The sequence below is a fragment of the Pseudomonas sp. C321 genome, assembly GCF_055407105.1.
In genome coordinates this window covers 90,300-112,321 of sequence record NZ_JBUZRB010000004.1, presented here as the reverse complement: position 1 = coordinate 112,321, position 22,022 = coordinate 90,300, and the positions used below count along the sequence as shown (strand labels likewise).

Here is a 22,022-nt window from a genome sequence, read left to right as displayed (position 1 = left end):
AAACAACTGTAGGAGCGAGCTTGCTCGCGAAGAACTCAAGGACACCGCGCTTATTCAGATTGCACGCGTCATCGTTGAGGTCCATCGTCGGAACGCCGCCCGGAGCAAGCTCGCTCCTACAAGGTGTTCAGCGCTTTAGTTTGCGCTTGTTGCGATACTGGTCGATCACCACCGCCACCACGATGATCAGGCCCTTGATGATGTCCTGGATGTAGGCATCCACCCCGACAAAGGTGAACCCGCTGGCCATCACCCCGAGGATTAGCGCGCCGATCACGGTGCCGGTAATGCGCCCTACCCCGCCCGCCAGGCTGGTGCCACCGATCACCGCAGCGGCAATCGCGTCCAGCTCATAAGACATGCCCATCCCGGCCTGCCCGGTGGCCGCCCGGGCCGATGCCACCACGCCCGCCAACCCGGCGAGCAAGCCGGCGATGCTGTAGACGATGATCAGGTGACGCTTGACGTTGATGCCCGACGTACGCGCCGCCTGCATGTTGCCGCCGATGGCGTAGGTGTATTTGCCGTACTTGGTGTAGCGCAGGGCAATGTGAAAAATCACCGCCACCACCAGAAAGATGATCACCGGCATCGCGCCATGGCCGATGGCGGTGTAGGAATCCGAGAGCATGCTCACCGGCTGGCCTTCGGTGTAATAACGGGCCAGGCCACGGGCCGAGACCATCATGCCCAGCGTCGCAATAAACGGCGGAATGCCGGTGATGGCAATGATGCTGCCGTTGATCGCCCCCGCCAGTAGCCCGACCCCCAACCCCACTACCACCGGAATCCACACCGGCAAGTCGGTCAGCGACGGAAACACCGCCCGGGAAAAATCGGACGTCTGCGCCAGGCTGGCGGCAATCATCGCCGACAACGCCAATACCGAGCCGGAAGACAGGTCAATACCGGTGGTGATGATCACCTGGGTCACGCCAATCGCCAGCAGCCCGATGATCGACACTTGCAGGATCATCAGCACCAGGCGCTGGGAGTTCATCAAGAAGCTCTGGTCACGGACGATCCAGCCGAACACTTCGAACACCAGGCCGATACCGATCAGCACCAGGAAGATGCTCAGTTCCGTGGGGAACCGCCGACGGCTCTTGACCGGCGCCGTGAGGGGTTTGTTTTCCGCCGGCTTTTTTTCCGAAGATTGGTTTTCCAGTATCGCGTTCATAACCACTCACCTTTTTTATTCCGTTGCGCCAGCCAACCGCAGGCTCGCGCGCTGTGTTCGTTAGTGGACCGCCGTCATACCGGAAGCCAGTTGCATGACTTTTTCCTGGGTCGCCTCAGCGCGGTCCAGGGTGCCCATCAGGTCGCCTTCATGCATAACCATCACCCGGTCGCTCATACCCAGCACTTCCGGCAGCTCCGAAGAAATCATGATCACTGCCATGCCTTCGCTGGCCAGGTAGGAAATCAGCCGGTAAATCTCGGCCTTGGCGCCAACGTCAATACCACGGGTGGGTTCGTCGAGAATCAGCAAGCGCGGGTTAGTCATCAGCCAGCGGGCCAGCAAGGCCTTCTGCTGGTTGCCACCGGAGAGAGTGTCAATGCACTGTTCAAGGGACGGGGTTTTCACCCGCAGCTTCGTACACATGTCTTCGCACAGCGCCCGCAGGGCTTTCTGCTGGATAAAACCGTTGCCCGAATAATGCGGTATCACGGCCATTTCCATGTTTTCCAGGACCGAGAGGCAGGGGAACAGGCCGCTGAGCTTGCGGTCCTCGGTCAACAGCGCAAAGCCTTTCTCGATGGCCATGTGCGGGTCGCTGATGCGCACCACCTGGCCGTCGAGCTGGATCTCGCCGCCGCTGCTGGGGGTGATGCCGAAAATGGTTTCTGCCACGTTGGTACGACCAGAACCCATCAGCCCGGCGATGCCGAGGATCTCGCCGGCATGCAGATCAAAAGACACGCCCTTGAACACACCGTCCAGACGCAGGTCGCGCACCGACAACAGCAAATCGCCAATGGGTTTCTCGCGCTCCGGGAACAGCTGGCTCAGCTCACGGCCCACCATCATCGAGATCAGGCTGTCGCCGTTCATGCTGTCGGCCCGCTGCAGGCCGATATAGGCGCCATCGCGAAACACTGCCACTTCATCGGCAATGGCAAACACTTCGTTCATTTTATGGGTGATGTAGATGATGCCTTTGCCCTGGGACTTGAGGTCGGCAATGATCGAAAACAAATGGGCGACTTCCTTGTCAGTAATCGCCGAGGTGGGTTCGTCCATGATCAGGATGTCGGAGTCGTAGGACACCGCCTTGGCAATCTCCACCATCTGCCGCTCGGCAATGCTCAGGTTGCCGACCTGCTCCTCCGGGTCCAGGTTGATGCGCAGGCGCTCCAGCAACTGCGCGGTGCAGCGGTGCATTTCCCGGTGATTGACCATGCGCAGGCTGTTGAGCTGTTCGCGGCCGATCCAGATGTTCTCGGCGATGCTCATGTGGGGCATCAGGTTGAGTTCCTGGTGGATCATCGCGACCCCCGACTGCAATGCCGCCAGCGGGGTGTCGAAAACGATCGGTTTGCCCCGCAGGCGGATTTCACCGGAGTCCGGCTGGTAGATGCCCGCGATGATCTTCATCAGCGTCGACTTGCCCGCGCCGTTCTCGCCCATCAGCGCCAGCACCGAGCCCGGACGCACCCGCAGTTGCACATCGTCCAGGGCTACGACACCGGGAAAACCTTTGCTGATATTGACGATTTCCAGCAGGTAGGGTTCTTCCAGCGCCGTTGGCTGGATACCGGTCAGCGGGGCCTGCGAAGCAGTCGCTTGAGCGAACATATCGGGTACTCCATCAGCAGGGCTGCCGTGGCGCCCTGCCGGCTTATTGTTGTTATTAAGTGAAGGACTATTTGAAATCTTTAACGTTGTCCGGGGTGATCAATTTGAACGGCACCAAGAGGTTCTGCTCGACCGGCTCGTTCTTGGCCATTTTGACCGCCGCCTCCACCGAACCGACAGCCTGGCCGTGGGCATCCTGGAACACCGAGACCGCCATATCACCCTTGGTGATCGCGTTCAAACCGTCCGGCGTACCGTCGACACCGCCGATCAGCACACTGCCTTTCTCGACACCAGCTGTTCTCAGGGCCATGGCAGCACCGATGGCCATCTCGTCATTATTGGAAACCACCGCGTCGAATTTACGGCCTTGGGTCACCCAGTCGTTCACCAGCGTCATGCCCTTGTCCCGTAGCCAGATCCCGGTCTGTTCCTGTTCGACCTTGATGTCCGGGTATTTGGCCAACACTTCTTTTACACCTTTGGTGCGGTTGGTCGTGGCGTTATTCGCCAAGTCCCCCAGCAGAATCACGATGTTGCCCTTGCCGCCCATCTTCTCGGCCAGGTATTGCATTTGCAGGCGGCCAGCCTCTACGTCATCGGAAGCCACGGTGACCACACCCTTGGGCAGGTCCTTCTGGTCAGGACGGCGGTTGACATAAATCAGCGGAATACCGGCGGCGACCGCCGCTTTGGTGATTCTTGCGGTGGACGCCGTGTCTACCGGGTTGACCACAATGGCGTCGACCTTCTGGCTGATAAAGTTTTCGACCTGGCTGAGCTGCTTGACCACATCGGCGCGGGCGTCTTCGAACTGCAGTTGCACGCCTTCACCCTTGGGATAGGATTTGGCTTGCTTGTCCATGTCCTCACGCAGGTAGGTCAGCCAGGTGTCGTCGAACTGCGACATGCTCACACCGACCTTGATGTCGGCGGCCGTGGCCACACCACTGGCAAGCATCATGGACAGGGCCAGCGAGGCAAAACGGATATTGGTCTTCATGAACGGTCTGTCTCCAATTTCTTGTTGGTTTTTTGGACGTTGCGTTTTTCAGAGCATTATTTTGGCGAAGGCAGCCGAACGATCGGCGCCCCCGGAATGCAGCACACCAGGGCACCCTTGCTTTCGACGCAAAGGACATTAAGGAAGGAAAAATACAGCGGCCGTGCGCGGGGCACATCGCGGGGCGGGAAGGCAGAGTGTAAAACTCGCAGTGCAGCGTTGAAGATTTTCATCTGACGGTACCTGGTTGTTTTTGTGTCTTGTTTTTGTTGAGTCGTCCTCCACCGCCTCAACGGCAGATCGGGACGTCACTATGAGCAACCTTGAAATGACTTTATTAGAAAATAATTTCCATATCAACAAGTTTTAGAATTTTATTCTATTTTTGTTCCATACCCTCGACAGCGGCCATTTCCACTACCTGTTGACGCTCGGCGCTGAGCCGTGCGGCGTCCAGCACGCGGGTGGTCTCCAAGGCATCACGGGCATCCACCGGCAATGGGCCCTGGCCTTGAACAGCGGTTTGCAGCTGGCGATAGAATTGGTTCCAGCAACCCTTTTCCGAGGGCACACGCTCACGCTCCGGACCTTGTTCGAACCAACCCCAGCGTCGGTGTTCTTCCGCGCCCCAGTGCTCACCCTCGGTTTTCGGGGTTTTGCCGGCCATCAACGCTTCTTCCTGACCATCCAGGCCTTCAACGGTGTAACAGCCTGCGCTGCCGTTAACCCGAAAACGCGGCGCCTGGCTGTTTTGCAGGGCGCTGCCCCACAGGTGCGAGATCACCCCGTTGGCGTGGGTCAGGGAAACAAAGAAGCCATGGTCGAGGCCGGGGTGTTCGACGCTGTAGTGCAATTGCGCGAAGACCCGATCTACCGGGCCAAACAATTGCATCGCCTGGTCCACCAGATGGCTGCCAAGGTCACGCAGGAACCCGCCGCCACTGGCATTGCCCACGGACGCGGGGTTGTAACGCTCCACTCGGGATTCAAAGCGGGTGATGGTGCCTAGGGCGCCGGCGTTGATCAGCTTGCGCAGGGTGAGGAAATCCGAGTCCCAGCGCCGATTCTGGTAGACGCTCAGCAACACGCCCTGACGCTCGGCAGCAGTAATCAAGGCCCCCGCCTGGGCGGCATTGCTGGCGAACGGTTTGTCGCTGACCACCGCCACGCCGTGTTCGATCGCTTCCAGTACCAGCGCTGAGCGACCTTTGAGCGTGGTGGAGATCACCAAGGCGTCGACACCGGCCTCAACGATCTGCTCGATGCTGTCGAAGGCCTTGACCTCAGGGTGTTCGGTCGCCAGTTGCTGGCGCCGCTCGGGTGAACGGGTGACGACACCGACAAAGGTTGCTCCCGGCAGGCTGGCAATCAGCGGTGCGTGAAAAAAACGGCCACCGTGGCCGTATCCGACTAGTCCGATTCGCATGGATCGATTCCTTTATGTAGGGGGCCAGGGCGATGTGCATGGATAGGTTCTCCTATGATCAGCCGTAAAAGTGTGGGCGCTCTGGCAGGCCGACTTTCACAATCTGCCCACTGTTTTGCGCCTCGATGCACGCATCCGCCGCCACCGCCGCCGCAAAACCATCCCACGCCGATGGCCCGCCCACTTGCCCAGCACGCACGCCGTCGATAAACGCCTGCAACTCAACGTCATAGGCCGCAATAAACCGGTCCTTCCAGTCCATCAGAATCGCATTGGACAGCTTGGCGCCGCTGCGCAGTTGCACTTGGGACGGTTCCGGCAGCCTGGCGATGCCGGTCTCCCCCACCACTTCGCACTGGATGTCGTAGCCGTACTGGCAGTTCACAAACACTTCCACGTCGATGCGCGTGCCCTTGGCGGTTTCCAGCAGGACGATCTGCGGGTCACGCAGATGCCCGTGAGCCTTGCTGGTCTTGCGCGGGAACACCACTTGCACCGACACATAATCATCGGCCAGCAACCAGCGCAACACGTCCAACTCGTGGATCAAGGTGTCGGTGATCGCCATGTCGGTCTTGTAGTTCTCGCCCACGGTAGGGTTGCGGTGAGCGCAGTGCAGCATCAACGGCTCGCCGATCTCGCCGCTGTCGATCACCGTTTTCAAGGCTTGATAGCCCTGGTCGTAGGGGCGCATGAAACCCACCTGCACCAGACGCTTGCCGTGGGCCACTTCGGCCTCGACAATCTTGCGGCAGCCTGCGGCCGTCACCGCCAGGGGTTTTTCGCAGAACACCGGCTTGCCGGCGGCGATGGCGGCCAGCACGAACTCTTCGTGGCTCGGCCCCCAGGAGGTGACCAGGATCGCTTCGACTTGCTCCGAGTTGATGAGCGCGTGGCCGTCGGGGTAGACCTCGGCGGTGAGTTTCAAATCGGCGACGACCTTGGCGGCCTGCTCAAGGTTGATGTCGGTGACGGCGACGACCTGGCTGTTGAGCAAGGTCTGGCTGCAACGACGGATATGATCCTGGCCGATGGCGCCAGTACCGATAACACCAAGTTTCAAAGACATGTAAGGACTCCTTTATCAGTACTGCCGGGCCTTGGCCAGGCGTTCATTGAGGGTTTTTGCCACCGCGTCGGTGCGCTCGCTGGTGGACACCTGCGCCACACCGACCCGCCACCACGACAGGTATTTGTGAATCATGGTTTTGGGCAGAACCTTGATATCAATCAGCGTCGACACCGTTTGCGTACGCGCATCGACCAACGCCGCCTGTAACTGCTCCACGGTGCTGACCTTGTAGGTTTTGCAGCCATAGGCCGCTGCGCTCATAGCGAAGTCCACCGGCACAAAACCACCGTCGAGCTTGCCGCTCTCGGGGTTGCGGAAGCGGAACTCGGTGCCGAAGCTGTCCATGCCGTGTTCCATTTGCAGGTTGTTGATGCAACCAAAAGTCATATTGTCCAGCAGCACCACATTGATCTTGCGCCGCTCCTGGATCGAGGTGACCAGCTCCGAGTGCAGCATCATGTAGGAGCCATCGCCCACCAATGCGTACACCTCACGCTCAGGCTCGGCCAGCTTGACGCCCAAGGCGGCGTTGACCTCATAACCCATGCACGAATAGCCGTACTCGACGTGATAGGTATTCACGCCCTTGCTGCGCCAGCTGCGCTGCAAATCACCGGGCAGGCTGCCAGCGGCGGCGACGATGATTGCGTCGTCGGCCAGAGTTTCATTGAGCACGCCCAGCACGCGGCTTTGAGTCAGGCAGGAGCCGGTCAGCTCGATAAACTCGCGCAGCACGGCCGGGTCCATGTGGTCGTTGATTTCCGGAACGAAGTTTTCGCTCTGGTATTGGGTCTGGTAGATGCGGTCAAGTTCGGCATTCAACTGCGCCTTGGCGTCCCGTGGTTGATCGCCCCAGCTGGAGCGGTAATCGCCCAAGGCTTCGGACAAAGCCTCCAGGCCCACCTTGGCATCCGCCAGCAGCTGCACACCGTCCAGTTTCAACGCATCGCAAGGGCTGATATTGAGGTTGAGAAACTGCACCTCGGGATGTTTGAACAATGACTTCGATGAGGTAGTGAAGTCGGTGTAGCGAGTGCCGATGCCGATGATCAGGTCGGCCTCAGGGGCCAGCAGATTCGCCGCCAGGCAACCGGTTTCGCCGATACCGCCGAGGTTCAGCGGGTGGGCTGAGACTACGGCGCTCTTGCCCGCCTGGGTTTCCGCGAAGGGAATGTCAAAGCGTTCGGCAAAGGCTTGCAATGCAACATTGGCACCAGAGTACTTGACCCCGCCACCGCAGATGATCAGCGGTTTACGCTTGCCCTTGAAAGCGGCAATCGCGTCGCCGAGCATGGCTTCGGTCGCCGGGCGGCGGTCGATACGATGCACGCGCTTTTGCAGGAAATAGTCGGGGTAGTCCCAGGCTTCAGCCTGCACATCTTGCGGCAAGGCCAGGGTCACGGCGCCAGTTTCGGCGGGGTCGGTAAGCACACGCATGGCGTGGATCGCCGCGCTCATCAACTGCTCGGGGCGGTTGATGCGGTCCCAGTATTTGCTGACGGCGCGGAAGGCGTCGTTGGTGCTGATGCTCAGGTCGTGGAACTGCTCGATCTGCTGCAGCACCGGGTCGGGCTGGCGGCTGGCGTAGACATCGCCAGGCAACAACAGCAACGGGATGCGGTTGGCCGTGGCGGTGGCCGCAGCGGTGAGCATATTGGCGGCGCCGGGGCCAACCGAAGAGGTGCAGGCGTAGATCTTGCGCCGCAGGTGCTGCTTGGCAAAACCGATGGCGGCATGGGCCATACCCTGCTCGTTGCGGCCCTGATGCACCACCAGGTCACCGCTGTCCTGCTCAAGTGCCTGGCCCAGGCCCAGCACATTGCCGTGGCCGAAAATCGTGAAGATACCGGCGACGAATTTGCTCTGCACGCCATCGACTTCGATGTACTGGTTATCGAGGAACTTTACCAAGGCCTGGGCCATGGTCAATCGTGTGGTAGTCATGCTGCCCCCTGCACAAAAAATAAACTGTAGAAGCGAGCTTGCTCGCGATGGTCGTTAGCGATAACGCGTGCTTTCTGAATCAACGCGTTACTCTCAGGTTCATCGCGAGCAAGCTCGCTCCTACAGGGGATCTGGGTCAGACCAGAGATTGTTTTAGGTGGGTCATGCTCGCCCCCAGCGCCTGCTTGATATCCGCCAGGCCGTGCACGCTCTCGGCAAACGGCTCAAACGACAGGTAGCCGCTATAGCCGGTGCGGAGCAAGGTGTCGATCTGCGCCGCGTTGCCGAGGATATCGCCCTCGCCTACCAGCACTCGATGGCCGTCACGAATGGTTGCCAACGGTGCCTTGGCATCTTCCACGCCGGAGATATGCACCAACCCGGTCAATTCCGGGAAGAACTCATGCTCGCTGGCCAGGTGATGGTGAAAGGTGTCATGCACCAGGCGAAACACATCCAGGCCGCCCATGGACTTGATCGCGTCCACCGCCGTATGTTTGCGCCGCAAGGAACACTCCTCGAAGCCTAAAGGCTCGATGAAGCCCAGAATCCCGTATTCGCGCAGGATCGGCGCCAGCTCGCTCAACGCCGTGCGCAAACCCGCCGCGCGCTGGGCTTCATTGCGCGAATCAGCGCGCTCGTTCAGTGGGCACATCACCAGGCCCTGTGCGCCGCATTCGCGGGCATAGGTCGCCAGCTTCACCGCCTGGGCGCGGCGCTCGTCATTCCATACATCGAAGGGGTACAGGGCGTTGATCGACAGCACGGTGATGCCATGCACCGCGCACAACTCACGCACGCGACTGGCAGGCGTGCCGTCTTCAATCTCGATGCCCGCAAGGTCGTTACGGATCTCGATGGCGTCGCATTTCAAGGTCACCGCCAGCTCGATAAACTCCGGCAGGGAAAGGTTGGGGGCGACCATGCGGTTCAGGGCGAAACGTAGAGGCGAGTTCATTGTTGTTGTGCTCCACACTCGATAAAAATTACTTGGCCGTCGGCATGCTGAATTCAGGACCCTTGGCGATGCTGTCAGGCCAACGCTGCATCACGCTTTTATAGCGGCTGTAGAAACGAATGCCTTCTTCGCCATAGGCGTGGTGGTCGCCAAACAGCGAGCGTTTCCAGCCACCAAACGAATGCCAGGCCATCGGCACCGGGATCGGCACATTGATGCCAACCATACCGACCTTGATGTTGCGGGCAAAGGCACGGGCGATGCCGCCGTCGCTGGTAAAGCAGGACACACCGTTACCGAACTCATGGGCATTGATCAACGCCACGGCGCTGGCAAAATCCGCCACTCGCACAATGCCCAGCACCGGGCCAAAAATCTCTTGCTGGTAAATACTCATCTCGGTCGTGACGTTATCGAACAAGGTCGCGCCGACAAAAAAGCCACCCTCCGCACCCGGCACCTTGAAGCCCCGGCCATCGACAATCAGCTTCGCGCCCTGGGCCACACCCTGGTCGATAAAGCCTTCCACTTTGGCCTTGTGCTCAGCGGTGAGCAACGGCCCCATTTCGCTGTCCTTATGCATACCGTTGCCGACCTTCAACTGGTCGATACGCGGCAGTAATTTGTCAATCAGCTTGTCACCGACATCGCCCACCACCACGGCAATGGAGATCGCCATGCAACGCTCGCCGGCCGAGCCGTACGCCGCGCCGATCAAGGCATCCGCGGCCTGGTCCAGGTCAGCGTCGGGCATCACGATCATATGGTTCTTCGCGCCACCCAAGGCCTGCACGCGCTTGCCGCGCTGGGTGGCCTGCTGGTGGATGTACTCGGCAATGGGCGTGGAGCCAACAAAGGAAATCGCCTCGATATCGGGGTGCTGCAACAGGCCGTCTACCGCGCTCTTGTCGCCCTGGACCACGTTGAATACGCCATCGGGCAAGCCGGCCTGGGTCAGCAATTGCGCCATCAACAAACTGGCGGACGGGTCACGCTCGGAGGGCTTGAGGATGAAACAGTTACCGGTGGCCAGGGCCAGCGGGATCATCCACAGCGGCACCATTACCGGGAAGTTGAACGGCGTGATGCCGGCGCACACACCCAAAGGCTGGCGCAGGTTCCAGTTGTCGATACCACCGCCAATGTTGTCGCTGAAATCGGTTTTCAACAGGTTCGGCGCGCCGCAGGCGTACTCGACAATCTCGATGCCACGGGTCACTTCGCCCTTGGCGTCGGAGAACACCTTGCCGTGTTCGCGGCTGATGATCTCGGCCAACTGGTCATGGTGCTGGTCGAGCAATTCCTTGAACTTGAACAGCACCCGCGAGCGGCGCAGGGACGATTGCTCGGACCAGGCCGGGAATGCCTTCAAGGCCGAGGCCACCGCTTCGTCGACAGTCTTCTGGCTGGCCAGCCCGACTCGCGCCTGCACCTCGCCGGTGGCCGGGTTGAAGACATTGCTGAAGCGATCGCTACCGCTGTCCTGCACCTGGCCATTGATGTAATGGCCGATCACCTGGGCGTTGCTCATTGTTGTTCTCCGTCGAAGTCGTTAAAGGTCCAGCAGCCAGCTGTGCTGCGGGTCGTTATGGAAGTGCCAGGCGCGCTTGGGCCCAGCCATCACGTTGAGGTAATACGACTCGTAGCCGTAGGGCACGCTGACCGGGTGGTAACCCTTGGGCACCACCACCAGGTCGCTGTTTTCCACGGCCATGGCCTGGTCGATGCTGCGGTCATCGGTGTAGACCCGCTGGAACACAAAGCCCTGTGGCGGGTTGATCTGGTGGTAATAGGTTTCTTCAAGAAAGCTCTGGTGCGGCAAGTCGTCGGTGTCGTGTTTGTGGGGCGGATAGCTCGACGAGTGACCGGACGGCGTGCGCACTTCCACCACCAGCAGGGAATGGGCCGGCTCGGTGTCTGGCAGGATGTCGCAGACGTAGCGCGTATTGGCTCCCTTGCCGCGCACGCTGCGCTTGCACTGTTCGGGGCGGATCAGCCGTGGAACGAGACCGGCAGCCGGGGAACCTGGGGCGGCGCAGACAGCGATTTGCACGTCGCTCAAGGCGCTCACCTGAGCGGTGCTGCCCGGCGGCAGGTAAGCGGCGAACGGTGACTTGTCTTCGAACACCGATTGGCGATCACCGAGGTTTTCCCAGTTGAAGCCTTCGCCCTGGATATTCACGCGACCGCTGAGCAGCACCAGGCACAGCTCTTTATCGCCAGCGCTGACCGGCAGGGTTTCGCCAAGGCTCAAGCGGTAGGCGGCAAAACCCACGTACTCCAGGCGGCCCGGCTCCAGCTCAACCATGGTCTGCCCACGTTGGTTGCTTTTGACTAACAGGCTCATTGCCCGGCACTCCCTTTCACAAGAGCGGCGCTCAGCAGTTCACACAGGGTGTCGTAGCCCTTTTTTGCGTAGGCGTAGCTGGGCGCCACCGCCGGGTCTTGCTCGGCTTCCACCACCAGCCAGCCGTGATAGTTGGCTGCCAGCAGTACGTCCAGCAGCGCGGCGAAGTCGATATCGCCGTCGCCCGGCACGGTAAAGGTGCCGTTGATGATGCAGTCGGGGAAGCTCCACATGTTGTTGCGGGCCAGTTGCACCACCGGTTTGCGCACGTCCTTGAAATGCACGTGGCAGACGCGATCGATGTGCTTTCGCAACACTTCGATGGGCTCGCCGCCGCCCATGTAGCAGTGACCCGAATCAAACAGCAGGCCGACTTCGGGGCCGGTGAGGCTCATCAGTTTGTCGATGTCTTCAGGGGATTCGACGTAGGCGCCCATATGGTGGTGGTACGCCAGGCGCACGCCCTGGGACAGGGTGAAACGCGCCAATTGCGTGAGTTTATCGGCGTATTCCTGCCAGGCCTGTTCGCTGTGAAAACGCGGGCGCTCGATCAGGCGGATCGGTGAACCCTGGATCGAGTCGGCGACTTCGCCGTAGACCAGCACTGTGGCGCCATTCTCGCGCAGCAGTTCGACGTGACTGCCGATGGCGTCAATTTCCTCAGCCACCGAACGCCGCGCCAGGCGGCTCGAATACCAGCCGGAGACCAGCGCCAGGTCATAAGGGCGTAATACATCGCCGACGCCCTTGGCGTCCTTGGGGAATTTGCCGTTGAGTTCGAAGCCTTCGTAGCCGATTTCCTTGCCTTCGCTCAACGCGGTGCTCAGGGGCGTTTCGCCACCCAGGGCCGGAAGGTCGTCGTTGCTCCAGGAGATCGGGTTGATGCCAATTCGGATAGCGGGCATGGCTGCACCTTTTATTGTTTTCAAATTAACCTGAGAACGGGCTCTTTGTAGGAGCGAGCTTGCTCACGAAAAACTCAAAGACGCCGCGTTTACTCAGGATGCCAGCGTCATCATTAACGACCATCGCGAGCAAGCTCGCGCCTACAGTTGAAATCAATTAACCGCGGGAACTACGCCAGGCATTGATCAACTGTTCGAACGTGCCCTGCACCTGCCGGATCAATGTCTCATCATCAATTTCCCCCACCATCCACGCCCGGCTCGGCTCCTGGAAGATCGTGCGGCCCACGGCAAAACCACGACAGGTTTGGCTCTGGCTGGCCTTTTGAAAGCCATCCGCCAGGCATTCGGCTGAGGCGTTCAACCCCAACAGCACCACGCCCCGGCAGTAGGGATCGCGCTCCTGAATCAGCTCGTCGAGTTTTTTCCAGTCCTCGGCAGACTGCGCCTCGATCTTCCACCAGGCCGGGTAGATGCCCAGGTTGTACAGGCGTTTGAGGCTGCGGTAGAGCACGTCGGGATGAACGGACGGGTGATCCTTGGGGGGGATGATTTCCAGCAACAGTTCATGGCCGCTGACTTGCGAGGCCTGGTACAGGCCCTTGAGTTGCGCTTCCTGCTCCAGGCGCAGCAGCGGTTCGTCGTCGGGATGAAACTGCACCAGGCACTTGATGATTTGCTCCTGGGGCCAGGCAATCAGATTGCTGCCAATGGAGCGCCCGTGTTCGAAAGCCAGCGGCCGCGAGCCCTGGACTTCCACCGGTCGCGCGACCCACCAGCCGCGACCGGTGGCGGCGTTAAGGGCGTCCTGGCCGAAGCGCTGGTCAGCCAGCAGGCCTACATCAGCGTCGATGCCTTGCTCGCGCAGTTTGCTTTCAACCCGCTCCACCGCCTTGATAAACAGTTGCTTGATGGCGCTGATGCGCGCTGGGTCCTGGCCGCCCTTCTGCGCCAGTTCCACCAATTGCCAGCGATGGTCGAAGGCGAACACGAACAGCTGCTTCCAGGCTTTGCGCGGCACGCTGACCTGATGCAGGCGTTGCAACACCGCGTCCTGATCGGGCCGGGTAATCGGCACTGGGCTGTTAAAGAGGTAGTCGAGTTCGGCGCGAGTCGGCATGGCCGGGGCGCAGGCATGGCGGGAGACCACCAGGCCGCCGCAGGCATTGGCCAACTGGCAGCAGCGCTCGTCGCTGGCGTCTTCAAGCCAGCCACTGAGGAAGCCCGACATGAATGCATCACCGGCGCCCAGCACGTTGAGCACTTCGACGCGTACGCCGGGGTAGATCGCACCGTCTTCCAGGCGCGCCGGAATGTCGCCGTGAATCACCGTGCAACCTTGCGGGCCGAGCTTGACCACCAGGGTTGCCGGCGTCAGGCGGCGCACGGTGCGCAACGCCGTCAGCAAGTCTTCGCTGCCGCCGGCAATCAGGAATTCTTCTTCGGTGCCGACGATCAGGTCAAAACGCGGGAGGATTTTTTGCACATGCTGGCTGACGTTCTGGTCGGCGACAAAGCGGGTTTCACCGTCAGCCTTGCCGGCCAGCCCCCAGAGGACCGGGCGATAGTCGATGTCCAGCACACGCTTGACGTTGTGTTTTTCGGCGTAGTCCAGGGCCTGGATACTGGCCTGGTACACGCCGTCAGTGGAGAAGTGAGTGCCGGTGATCAGCAGCGCTTTGCTGGTGGCAATGAAGGCCTCGCTGATGTCTTCGCCGCGCAGGGCCATGTCGGCGCAGTTCTCGCGGTAGAACACCAGCGGGAATGTTTCGCGGTCCTTGAGCCCCAGCAAGACCATGGCGGTCAAGCGTTGCGGATCAACCTTGATACCGCTGACATCGCAGCCTTCACGGGCCAGGGACTCCACCAGGAAGCGGCCCATGTGGTCGTCCCCCACCCGGCTCAACATCGCCGACTTGAGCCCCAACCGTGCGGTACCGAACGCAATATTGGCGGAGGAACCGCCCAGGTACTTGGCGAAGCTTGTGACGTCCTCCAACCGCGCGCCCACTTGTTGGGCGTAGAGGTCGACGCCCAGGCGTCCGAGGCAAATCAGATCCAATTGACGCCCACTGGCAAAACGAGTCTGGCCCATGCTGGCTCCTGTTATTTTTATCAGCCTGCGTCTGTCGTCGTGGCGGCGGCAAACGCTCTTGGTGGATGCAGACTAGAACGTCTGACGGCACCAATCAATAATTATTCTATAAATATTTTTTATGGAATATATTTTCCAATACGCCATCATAGAACTGATCCAGCAACAGTGCATCGTTTCAGCAACGGCCACACGCCATGATGCGGGGTATTTTTTTACGCCCACCCTGTAGACTTGCGACCATCGACCTATTGTCTGGGGCTGCCTCATTCCCCGTAAGCACAAGCCAGAAGGATTCCCTATGCCCCGCACCGATCAGCCGGCTAACCCAGAGAGCGCCCCAGAAGAAGCGCTTGCCAGCCCCCCGATCAATGCCGAGCGCCTGTTGCAGCTGATCACCGACGAATACGAGAGCTTGCCGCGCCAGCTCAAGCGCATTGCCAGCTACATGAGCCAGCAAAGCGACCGGATCATGGTCGACCGCATCAGCGACATCGCCCGGGAATGCGAAGTCCACCCTTCGGCCATCGTGCGGTTTTCCCAGCGCTTCGGTTTCAGTGGCTTCAGTGAGATGCAGGCGTTGTTCCGCGAGGCCTACACCCACAAGACCACCCCGGTACAGAACTACCAGCAGCGCATCCGCAGCATGATCGCCAACAAGTCGCAGAAAGCCAGCGGCGGCGACCTGGCTCGCGAATGTGTCAACGCCACGTTGTCGGGTATCGAACGCTTGGGCCTTGAACTCGATGATGTGGCCTTCGACAAGGCCGTGGACCTGGTGGTCAATGCCGACAATATCTATGTGGTCGGCGTGCGGCGCTCCTTTGCCGTCGCCGACTACCTGGTCTACAACCTGCAGCACACCAACAAGCGCATTCATCTGGTGTCCGGCCTAGGCGGCAGCTACCGCGAACAGATGCGCAGCGTGCGGGCCAATGACCTAGTGATTGCCATCAGCTTCACGCCCTATGGCAAGGAAACGCAGCATTGCCTGCGCATTGCCCAGCATCATCAGGCCAAGACCTTGATCATCACCGACAGTAACCTCTCACCCCTGGCCAAGCGGGCGAATGCGGTGTTGCTGGTCAATGAAGGGTCGTCGTTTGCGTTCAGGTCATTGAGTGCAACGTTATGCCTGTGCCAGGCGTTGTTTATTGCCGTGGCGTATCGGCTGGAGTTGAAGGTCGATGAGATTCATGAGCAGGTTGGGTTTGACGACTGACCCTGTCTGGCAGGACGGCTAACGGGCCATGGCGGGGTTCCTTGCTCGGAGTGGGAACAATCATCAGGAAAATCGTGTTGCTTTTACCAACATGAATTTTTATTTAGGAAGCCGGCTATCATTTCTTGGCAAAATGCCCGACTTCAGTGTGAATTGTTCACCAGGTACTCCTTATGACCCGTATTTTGACCATCGAAGACGACGCCGTAACGGCCCGCGAGATCGTCGCCGAGCTGAGTAGCCATGGACTGGAAGTAGACTGGGTAGACAACGGCCGCGAAGGCCTGGTCCGGGCCGTCAGCGGCGATTACGACCTGATCACCCTCGACCGCATGCTCCCCGAGCTGGACGGCCTGGCCATCGTCACCACCTTGCGTACCATCGGTGTGTCGACGCCGATCCTGATGATCAGCGCACTCTCCGATGTCGATGAGCGGGTGCGCGGCCTGCGGGCCGGTGGCGATGATTACCTGACCAAACCCTTCGCCTCCGACGAGATGGCCGCGCGGGTCGAAGTGCTGCTGCGCCGCAAGAACACCGTCAAGGAGTTCGAAACCGCCCTGCGGGTGGCAGACCTTGAGCTGAACCTGATCAGCCGCGAAGCCAGCCGTGCCGACCAGCCCCTGAGCCTGTTGCCCACCGAATACAAGCTGCTGGAATTTTTGATGCGCAACACTGGACAAATTCTCTCGCGGATGATGATTTTCGAGGAAGTCTGGGGTTATCACTTCGACCCTGGCACTAACCTGATCGACGTGCACATCGGCCGCCTGCGCAAGAAAATCGACTCGCCGGGCCTTACGCCGTTAATCCGCACGGTGCGAGGTTCGGGTTATGTCATTGCTGAACCCCTCTAAAGGCTGGCGCTCCTCCAGCAGCCGCTTGCTGGCGCTGTATAGCACGTTGTTCGTGGCCTGGAGCTGCATCCTCATGGGGGTGCTGTACTACGAAGTCTCCGGTTACCTGAGCAACCTCTCGCGCCATTCGTTGATGCAGCGCCAGCACCTGTTCCAGCGCTTTGAGGGCGAGCAACTGGTGGAAGCCCTGACCACCAGCATGACCTTCGACATGAAGGGCATCGACGCCTACGGCCTGTTCGATGAGCAATATAAGCCCCTGAGCGGCCCGATCCGGCAGATACCGACTGACTTGCCCCTGGACGGGCACATCCACGCCCTGGCCAATTGCATCGATTCCGACGACCCGAAACTGCCCCAGGACAGTTGCGACGCCGTGGCAACCCACACCCAGGATGGCCGCTGGCTGATCCTGGTGCGCGATAACGGCTCGCTGTTCGGCGTGACCCGGATCATTCTGCATGCCTTGCTGTGGGGCATTTCCCTGACCATCATTCCCGGCGCTGCCGGCTGGCACTTGTTGCGCCGGCGGCCGCTGCGGCGCATTCGCGCAATCCAGGCCAGCGCCGAGGCAATTGTCGCCGGCGACCTGACACATCGCCTGCCCCTGTCCAACCGCCGCGACGAACTGGACATGCTGGCCGCCATCGTAAACGCCATGCTCGACCGCATCGAAAAGCTGATGAACGAGGTCAAGGGTGTGTGCGACAACATCGCCCACGACCTGCGCACCCCGCTGACCCGACTGCGGGCGCAGTTATACCGGATCAAGCAACAAGCCGACGAAGGCTCGGCTCATGCCTTGCAACTGGACGAAGTGATCAGTGAAACCGACACGCTGATGGCACGTTTTCGTGGTTTGCTGCGCATTTCCGAACTGGAAGACCATCAGCGCCGTTCCGGCTTCCTGGTCCTCAACCCCCTGCCCTTACTGCAGGAACTCCACGATTTCTACCTGCCCCTGGCCGAAGAAGGCCAGATGGACTTGCTGCTGGAAACTCCCGAATCGCTGCCGTGGATCACGGGCGATCGGGCGCTGCTGTTCGAGGCCCTGGCCAACTTGTTGAGCAACTCGATCAAATTCACTCCGCCGGGCGGCGAAGTGATTTTGCGGGCGGTCAACGATGCCGGCAGCACGCGAATCGAAGTCCTCGACTCCGGCCCCGGCATCCCGGAGGCGGAACGAGCAGCGGTGTTCCAGCGTTTTTACCGAGTCGATGAAAGCAGTCAGCAAGGCGGGTTTGGCTTGGGCCTGTCGATTGTGGCGGCGATCATCAATCTGCATGGTTTCAAGCTGGAAGTGGGCACCAGCGAACGTGGCGGTGCGCGGTTGGTGCTGGAGTGTCGGCAGCAGTTGATGCCCGAGACCTGAAGAACAAGCCGGGCTTGCTCGCGAAGAACCTGAGGGCACCGCGGTGATTCAGGAAGCCAGCGTTATCGTTAACGACCATCGCGAGCAAGCTCGCTCCTACAGTGGACAGTGGGCAGTAGATCCGCTCTTGCTTCTCACCACTCAGGTCGGCTACCAGGCCGCCGTGCTTTTGATCTTGATCTTGATCTAAGGCGCCCCGTTAACCACGATGGCAATGCCGGAGTGAAGGCATGCCGAGCCACAGCGAGGCACCAAGTGGTGGGGCAAGAGCGCTTTGGTTACTTTGCCGCTTTTGCAAAGTGACACGCCGTAAGGGCGTAACCCTAATCCGCCCTGACCAAAATAACGGATATGCACCCAACCCAACCCAACCCAGTCGCACCACCGCCCCCCCATATTCTCAAGCCGGAAAGTTAGCCCGCAAGGCTTCAAGCCCACCGCTGTAAACACCGGCAAACAACTCCTCCACCGCCGCATCCGTCACCCCGACCACCGGGGTAAACACCCCGGACCAGGTCACTTTCGCGGTGCTGTCCGTCAGCGCCTCAACGCGCAAAGTCGCCAGGTACTCACCCACCGGAAACGGCGACTCGCTGATGGAGTAGCTGTAGGTGCGCGCTGCTTCATCAAAGGCCTGCAGACGTTCAACCACCACGCCACCATCGACGGTTTGCAGGTGGCGCACGCGGCCACCTTCACTCGGTTCGCTCTTGGCGATCAAGGGCAGCCAGTCGGGCAGCGAGTTGAAGCCGCCAACCAACTGCCAGACCTGCTCGGCCGACACCGGGATTTCAATTGCAGAGGATGCTTTGGCCACGACAGGACTCCAATCAATAAGTAGGGGGAAACTCAAATCACCATACACTCACAGCATCGGACCCAGGAGTATTTGATCGCCGCCGACCACCGGCAACTCATCGCTTGACCCTTTAGCTCAGCCAATTCCCACCATCGACGTTATACGTCTGCGCCACCACATACTCGCTGTCCTTCGACGCCAGGAAAATCGCCATCCCCGTCAAATCCTCAGCCGTGCCCATGCGCCCAAACGGCACCTCTTGCCCCACCAGTCGTTTCTTCTCGCCCAAAGGCCGACCCTCATGCCGGGCGAACATGGCATCGACCCCATCCCAATGCTCGCCATCCACCACACCCGGCGCGATGGCATTCACGTTGATCCCGTGCTTGATCAGGTTCAGCCCCGCCGATTGCGTCAGGCTGATTACCGCCGCCTTGGTGGCGCAGTACACCGCCACCAACGCCTCGCCCCGGCGCCCGGCCTGGCTGGCCATGTTGATGATCTTGCCGCCGTGGCCCTGGCTGATCATCTGTCGAGCGGCGGCCTGCAAGGTAAAAAGCGTACCGGCGACATTGATGGAAAACAGCCGGTCGAAGCTCTCGCGGGTGATGTCGGTGATCGGCGCCAAGTCGAACAGCGCAGCGTTGTTGATCAGGATGTCGAGTTTGCCGGTCTGTACCACTACGGCGGCAATCGCGGCATCTATGGAGACCTGGCGGGTCACGTCCATCTCTATCGCGTAAGCGTTGGGGCCCAGCTCTAACGCCGTAGCCTGGGCTCGCTGCAGGTTGATGTCAGCGATGGCGACAGTAGCGCCCTCATTAATATAGGCCTGGGCAAAGGATCGGCCGATACCGCGTGCGGAGCCGGTGACCAGGGCGCTTTTACCTTCCAGTCGTTTCATTGGGTGCTCATCCATATAAGGGCTATTTCGGATAACCGGCGCGTTTCATCTCGAGCTCGGTGGTGTGTTGACAGTGGCGATGGTCACCGTTTCTGCCGCATGGCTGGCCATCGCCACACACAGGCCGGTCACCAGCAAAAGCGTCTTCGGGATAGGGGTCATGGCGCTCTCCACCCGCGCCATTGGCGACGGGAGCTCTTGTTTTTGTTGTTGACCACTCGATTACAGCAGCTTGGAGAGACCCGAACAAACGAATGGTGGATGCACGACTGGTGCTTTTTTAACTGTCGTTTACAGGGTCAAAAAAGTATCAGTGGCAAGCAAAACACCAGGTAGCCGCCTGCCAGGAAAAGGGCGTACTTTGATCGTATTCCAAGAACCCATTAAGGGGCCAAGACATGCCAGACAGCCGCGCAGCCTTGTTCGAGCAGCGCCCCGCCGAACTTGAGGTCATTCTCCCCGAGGCAGAGCATGGCTTTCGCTGGTACGAACATGACTATCCCTACGCGCTGGCGCGCTGGAATCACCACCCTGAATTCGAAATCCATCTGATTCGCCAGGGTAGCGGCAAGCTGGTGGCGGGCGACTACATCGGCGCCTTTGGTGCAGGCCACGTGGCGCTGATCGGGCCGGACCTGCCCCATGACTGGATCGGCGACCTGGCCCCCGGCGAACACCTGCACGGGCGCGACGTGGTGCTGCAATTCGACGGTGCCACCCTGCTCACCCTGGGCAAGACGTTGCCGGAGCTGGGCGACCTGCAGCACATGTTCGACCTGGCCCGTCGTGGCCTGGAGTTCACCGGGGCCACCGCCCTCCAGGCCGCCGAACTGCTTGAACAGATCGGCCCGGCCCTGGGGCTCAAGCGCTTGATCCTGTTTCTGCAATTGCTCGACACCCTGATCAAAGCGCCGGCGCTGGAGGTACATGCCCTCGCCAGCACCTGCTACGCGCCAACCCTGGACGCCCGCAGCTCAGAGCGTATCAACAAGGCTTTCGACTATCTGATGAGCGAGTTGACCGGTGACGTGCGCCTGTCGGTGATCGCCCAGCGCCTGGACATGAGCGAACCGGGCTTCTCGCGGTTCTTCAAGCGCATCACCGGCCACGGTTTTATCGACCTGATGCGCAAGTTCAGGGTCCAGCGCGCCTGCCGGTTGCTGCTGCAAACCGAGATGTCCGTCGCCGACATCTGTTTTGAAGTGGGCTACGCCAACCTGTCCAACTTCAATCGGCATTTCCGCATCGAAATGGACCAGACGCCCAGCGAGTACCGCCGGGAGACGGCGATGTATCTGTTCAATCGCAACGGTGATCAGGCATTGCCGTTTACCAAGGCCCATTGAGCCAATGCCTGTTGCGCCAGTCGTGCAACTTGCAGGCTTACATCCGCCTGATCCCGCTCCTCATCCTCCAGGAACCAGGCTGCCGACAACCCGGCGTGGGCCACCACCCATTGCAGCAAGCGCTGGCGCGTAAGCCCGGCGGCCTGGGTGATGATGTCGACCTGCCGGTTGAAACGTACAGGATCGGTGCAGGTGGGCAGGTCAGGGTTGCAGATCAGATTGGCGTAGTCGTAACCCCGCTCGCCCATCACCCGCTTCGGGTCGATGGCGAGCCAACCCCGTGGGCCGAAGTCGAGGATGTTGTCGTGGTGCACATCGCCGTGCAGGACCACGATCTCTTGTTGCATAGCCAATAACGTGCGTGCAGTGACAGCACAATCGAGCAGCAGCCCACCTTCTTGCTCGGCGGCAGTCCATAACGACTGAAACCATCGCTCCAGAGACAGCAACCCTTCGGGCGCAGAGGATCTGGGTGCATGCAACCGGGCAACGGTGGCGCAGGCGATGCGGCTGGCCTCGTCGTCCCGGCCATTGAGGGCCATCTGCATCAATGACCCAGCACCTGTGGCGCGCTCCATCACCAGCGCATTGCCGTCATGGGCGAACACCCGTGCCGCACCCTCGCCCGCCCACCAACTCATCAGCAGGCCACCGAGTTTTTCTTCAGGCGTATGGGCGATTTTCAGCATCGCGGGCTCGCCTTGCCAGCGCACTGGCAGCAGGTGGCTGCCGGGGGTAATGATGGCGTCACCATCGGGGGTCAGTTTCCAGCGTTGTAGCCAGTGATCGAACATCTGCGGGCTCTCTGTTCATTGCCCGACAGGATGCCATAAACGCGAAGTCACGTTTCTGACCAAAAGGTCGGCTAATTCGACATTTTTCTATCCATTTCAAGCCATTGACCAAAGTTGGTACAGCCTATGCAAACGTTTGCGGATCGGACTTGACGACAAATTACCGGCACGTTCGCCC

At 60.1% G+C, this 22,022-nt stretch carries 18 protein-coding genes; 4 read left to right on the top strand and 14 right to left on the bottom strand.

Going from position 1 to position 22,022, the window contains the following annotated elements; genetic code table 11:
- Positions 1-127: 127 nt before the first annotated feature.
- From ACZRJ6_RS13295 to ACZRJ6_RS13245, 11 genes are all read right to left on the bottom strand, one after another.
- The gene (locus tag ACZRJ6_RS13295) at positions 128-1,180 is read right to left on the bottom strand and encodes an ABC transporter permease (RefSeq protein ID WP_178114411.1); all 1,053 of its coding nucleotides are present in this window, start codon (positions 1,178-1,180) and stop codon (positions 128-130) included.
- 60 nt (positions 1,181-1,240) lie between these two features.
- Entirely contained in the window at positions 1,241-2,800 is a 1,560-nt protein-coding gene (locus tag ACZRJ6_RS13290; protein ID WP_463968805.1) for a sugar ABC transporter ATP-binding protein, read from the bottom strand.
- A gap of 67 nt (positions 2,801-2,867) precedes the next feature.
- Positions 2,868-3,803 (bottom strand): sugar ABC transporter substrate-binding protein, encoded by a 936-nt coding sequence (locus ACZRJ6_RS13285; RefSeq protein ID WP_463968806.1) that lies wholly within the window; start codon positions 3,801-3,803, stop codon positions 2,868-2,870.
- Positions 3,804-4,182: 379 nt separating this feature from the next.
- Positions 4,183-5,229, bottom strand: coding sequence for a Gfo/Idh/MocA family protein (locus ACZRJ6_RS13280; protein ID WP_463968807.1), 1,047 nt, complete (start codon positions 5,227-5,229; stop codon positions 4,183-4,185).
- Positions 5,230-5,287: 58 nt separating this feature from the next.
- The gene (gene iolG, locus ACZRJ6_RS13275) at positions 5,288-6,298 is read right to left on the bottom strand and encodes a bifunctional inositol 2-dehydrogenase/D-chiro-inositol 1-dehydrogenase (RefSeq protein WP_463968808.1); all 1,011 of its coding nucleotides are present in this window, start codon (positions 6,296-6,298) and stop codon (positions 5,288-5,290) included.
- A gap of 15 nt (positions 6,299-6,313) precedes the next feature.
- Positions 6,314-8,245 (bottom strand): 3D-(3,5/4)-trihydroxycyclohexane-1,2-dione acylhydrolase (decyclizing), encoded by a 1,932-nt coding sequence (iolD, locus tag ACZRJ6_RS13270; RefSeq protein ID WP_463968809.1) that lies wholly within the window; start codon positions 8,243-8,245, stop codon positions 6,314-6,316.
- 136 nt (positions 8,246-8,381) lie between these two features.
- Complete coding sequence (locus ACZRJ6_RS13265; protein WP_463968810.1) at positions 8,382-9,203, bottom strand: TIM barrel protein; 822 nt, start codon at positions 9,201-9,203, stop codon at positions 8,382-8,384.
- 28 nt (positions 9,204-9,231) lie between these two features.
- Entirely contained in the window at positions 9,232-10,734 is a 1,503-nt protein-coding gene (locus tag ACZRJ6_RS13260) for a CoA-acylating methylmalonate-semialdehyde dehydrogenase (RefSeq protein WP_463968811.1), read from the bottom strand.
- Positions 10,735-10,755: 21 nt separating this feature from the next.
- A complete protein-coding gene (gene iolB, locus ACZRJ6_RS13255) occupies positions 10,756-11,550 on the bottom strand; it encodes a 5-deoxy-glucuronate isomerase (RefSeq protein ID WP_463968812.1) in 795 nt (264 codons plus the stop codon).
- Positions 11,547-12,455, bottom strand: coding sequence for a myo-inosose-2 dehydratase (gene iolE, locus ACZRJ6_RS13250; protein ID WP_463968813.1), 909 nt, complete (start codon positions 12,453-12,455; stop codon positions 11,547-11,549). The genes iolB and iolE overlap by 4 nt, the downstream gene beginning before the upstream one ends.
- Positions 12,456-12,612: 157 nt before the next feature.
- Positions 12,613-14,550 carry a bifunctional 5-dehydro-2-deoxygluconokinase/5-dehydro-2-deoxyphosphogluconate aldolase gene (locus ACZRJ6_RS13245; protein ID WP_463968814.1) on the bottom strand — a complete coding sequence of 646 codons (1,938 nt, stop codon included), beginning with the start codon at positions 14,548-14,550 and terminating at the stop codon, positions 12,613-12,615.
- 301 nt (positions 14,551-14,851) lie between these two features.
- Between ACZRJ6_RS13245 and ACZRJ6_RS13240 the strand changes: the two genes are divergently transcribed.
- From ACZRJ6_RS13240 to ACZRJ6_RS13230, 3 genes are all read left to right on the top strand, one after another.
- Complete coding sequence (locus ACZRJ6_RS13240) at positions 14,852-15,772, top strand: MurR/RpiR family transcriptional regulator (protein ID WP_149412715.1); 921 nt, start codon at positions 14,852-14,854, stop codon at positions 15,770-15,772.
- A gap of 173 nt (positions 15,773-15,945) precedes the next feature.
- A complete protein-coding gene (locus ACZRJ6_RS13235; protein ID WP_463968815.1) occupies positions 15,946-16,629 on the top strand; it encodes a response regulator transcription factor in 684 nt (227 codons plus the stop codon).
- Positions 16,607-18,001 carry a sensor histidine kinase gene (locus ACZRJ6_RS13230; RefSeq protein WP_463968816.1) on the top strand — a complete coding sequence of 465 codons (1,395 nt, stop codon included), beginning with the start codon at positions 16,607-16,609 and terminating at the stop codon, positions 17,999-18,001. The genes ACZRJ6_RS13235 and ACZRJ6_RS13230 overlap by 23 nt, the downstream gene beginning before the upstream one ends.
- A gap of 400 nt (positions 18,002-18,401) precedes the next feature.
- Here ACZRJ6_RS13230 and ACZRJ6_RS13225 read toward each other — a convergent pair whose 3' ends face one another.
- A complete protein-coding gene (locus ACZRJ6_RS13225) occupies positions 18,402-18,818 on the bottom strand; it encodes an SRPBCC family protein (protein WP_463968817.1) in 417 nt (138 codons plus the stop codon).
- A 112-nt stretch (positions 18,819-18,930) separates the two neighbouring features.
- The gene (locus ACZRJ6_RS13220) at positions 18,931-19,704 is read right to left on the bottom strand and encodes an L-iditol 2-dehydrogenase (protein ID WP_149413640.1); all 774 of its coding nucleotides are present in this window, start codon (positions 19,702-19,704) and stop codon (positions 18,931-18,933) included.
- A 398-nt stretch (positions 19,705-20,102) separates the two neighbouring features.
- On the opposite strand from ACZRJ6_RS13220, the gene ACZRJ6_RS13215 reads away from it, so the two are divergent.
- Positions 20,103-21,050, top strand: a complete 948-nt coding sequence (locus tag ACZRJ6_RS13215; protein ID WP_463968818.1) for an AraC family transcriptional regulator — start codon at positions 20,103-20,105, stop codon at positions 21,048-21,050.
- Here the strand turns inward: ACZRJ6_RS13215 and ACZRJ6_RS13210 are convergent.
- Entirely contained in the window at positions 21,020-21,844 is an 825-nt protein-coding gene (locus tag ACZRJ6_RS13210; protein ID WP_463968819.1) for an aminoglycoside phosphotransferase family protein, read from the bottom strand. The genes ACZRJ6_RS13215 and ACZRJ6_RS13210 overlap by 31 nt on opposite strands.
- Positions 21,845-22,022 lie beyond the last annotated feature (178 nt).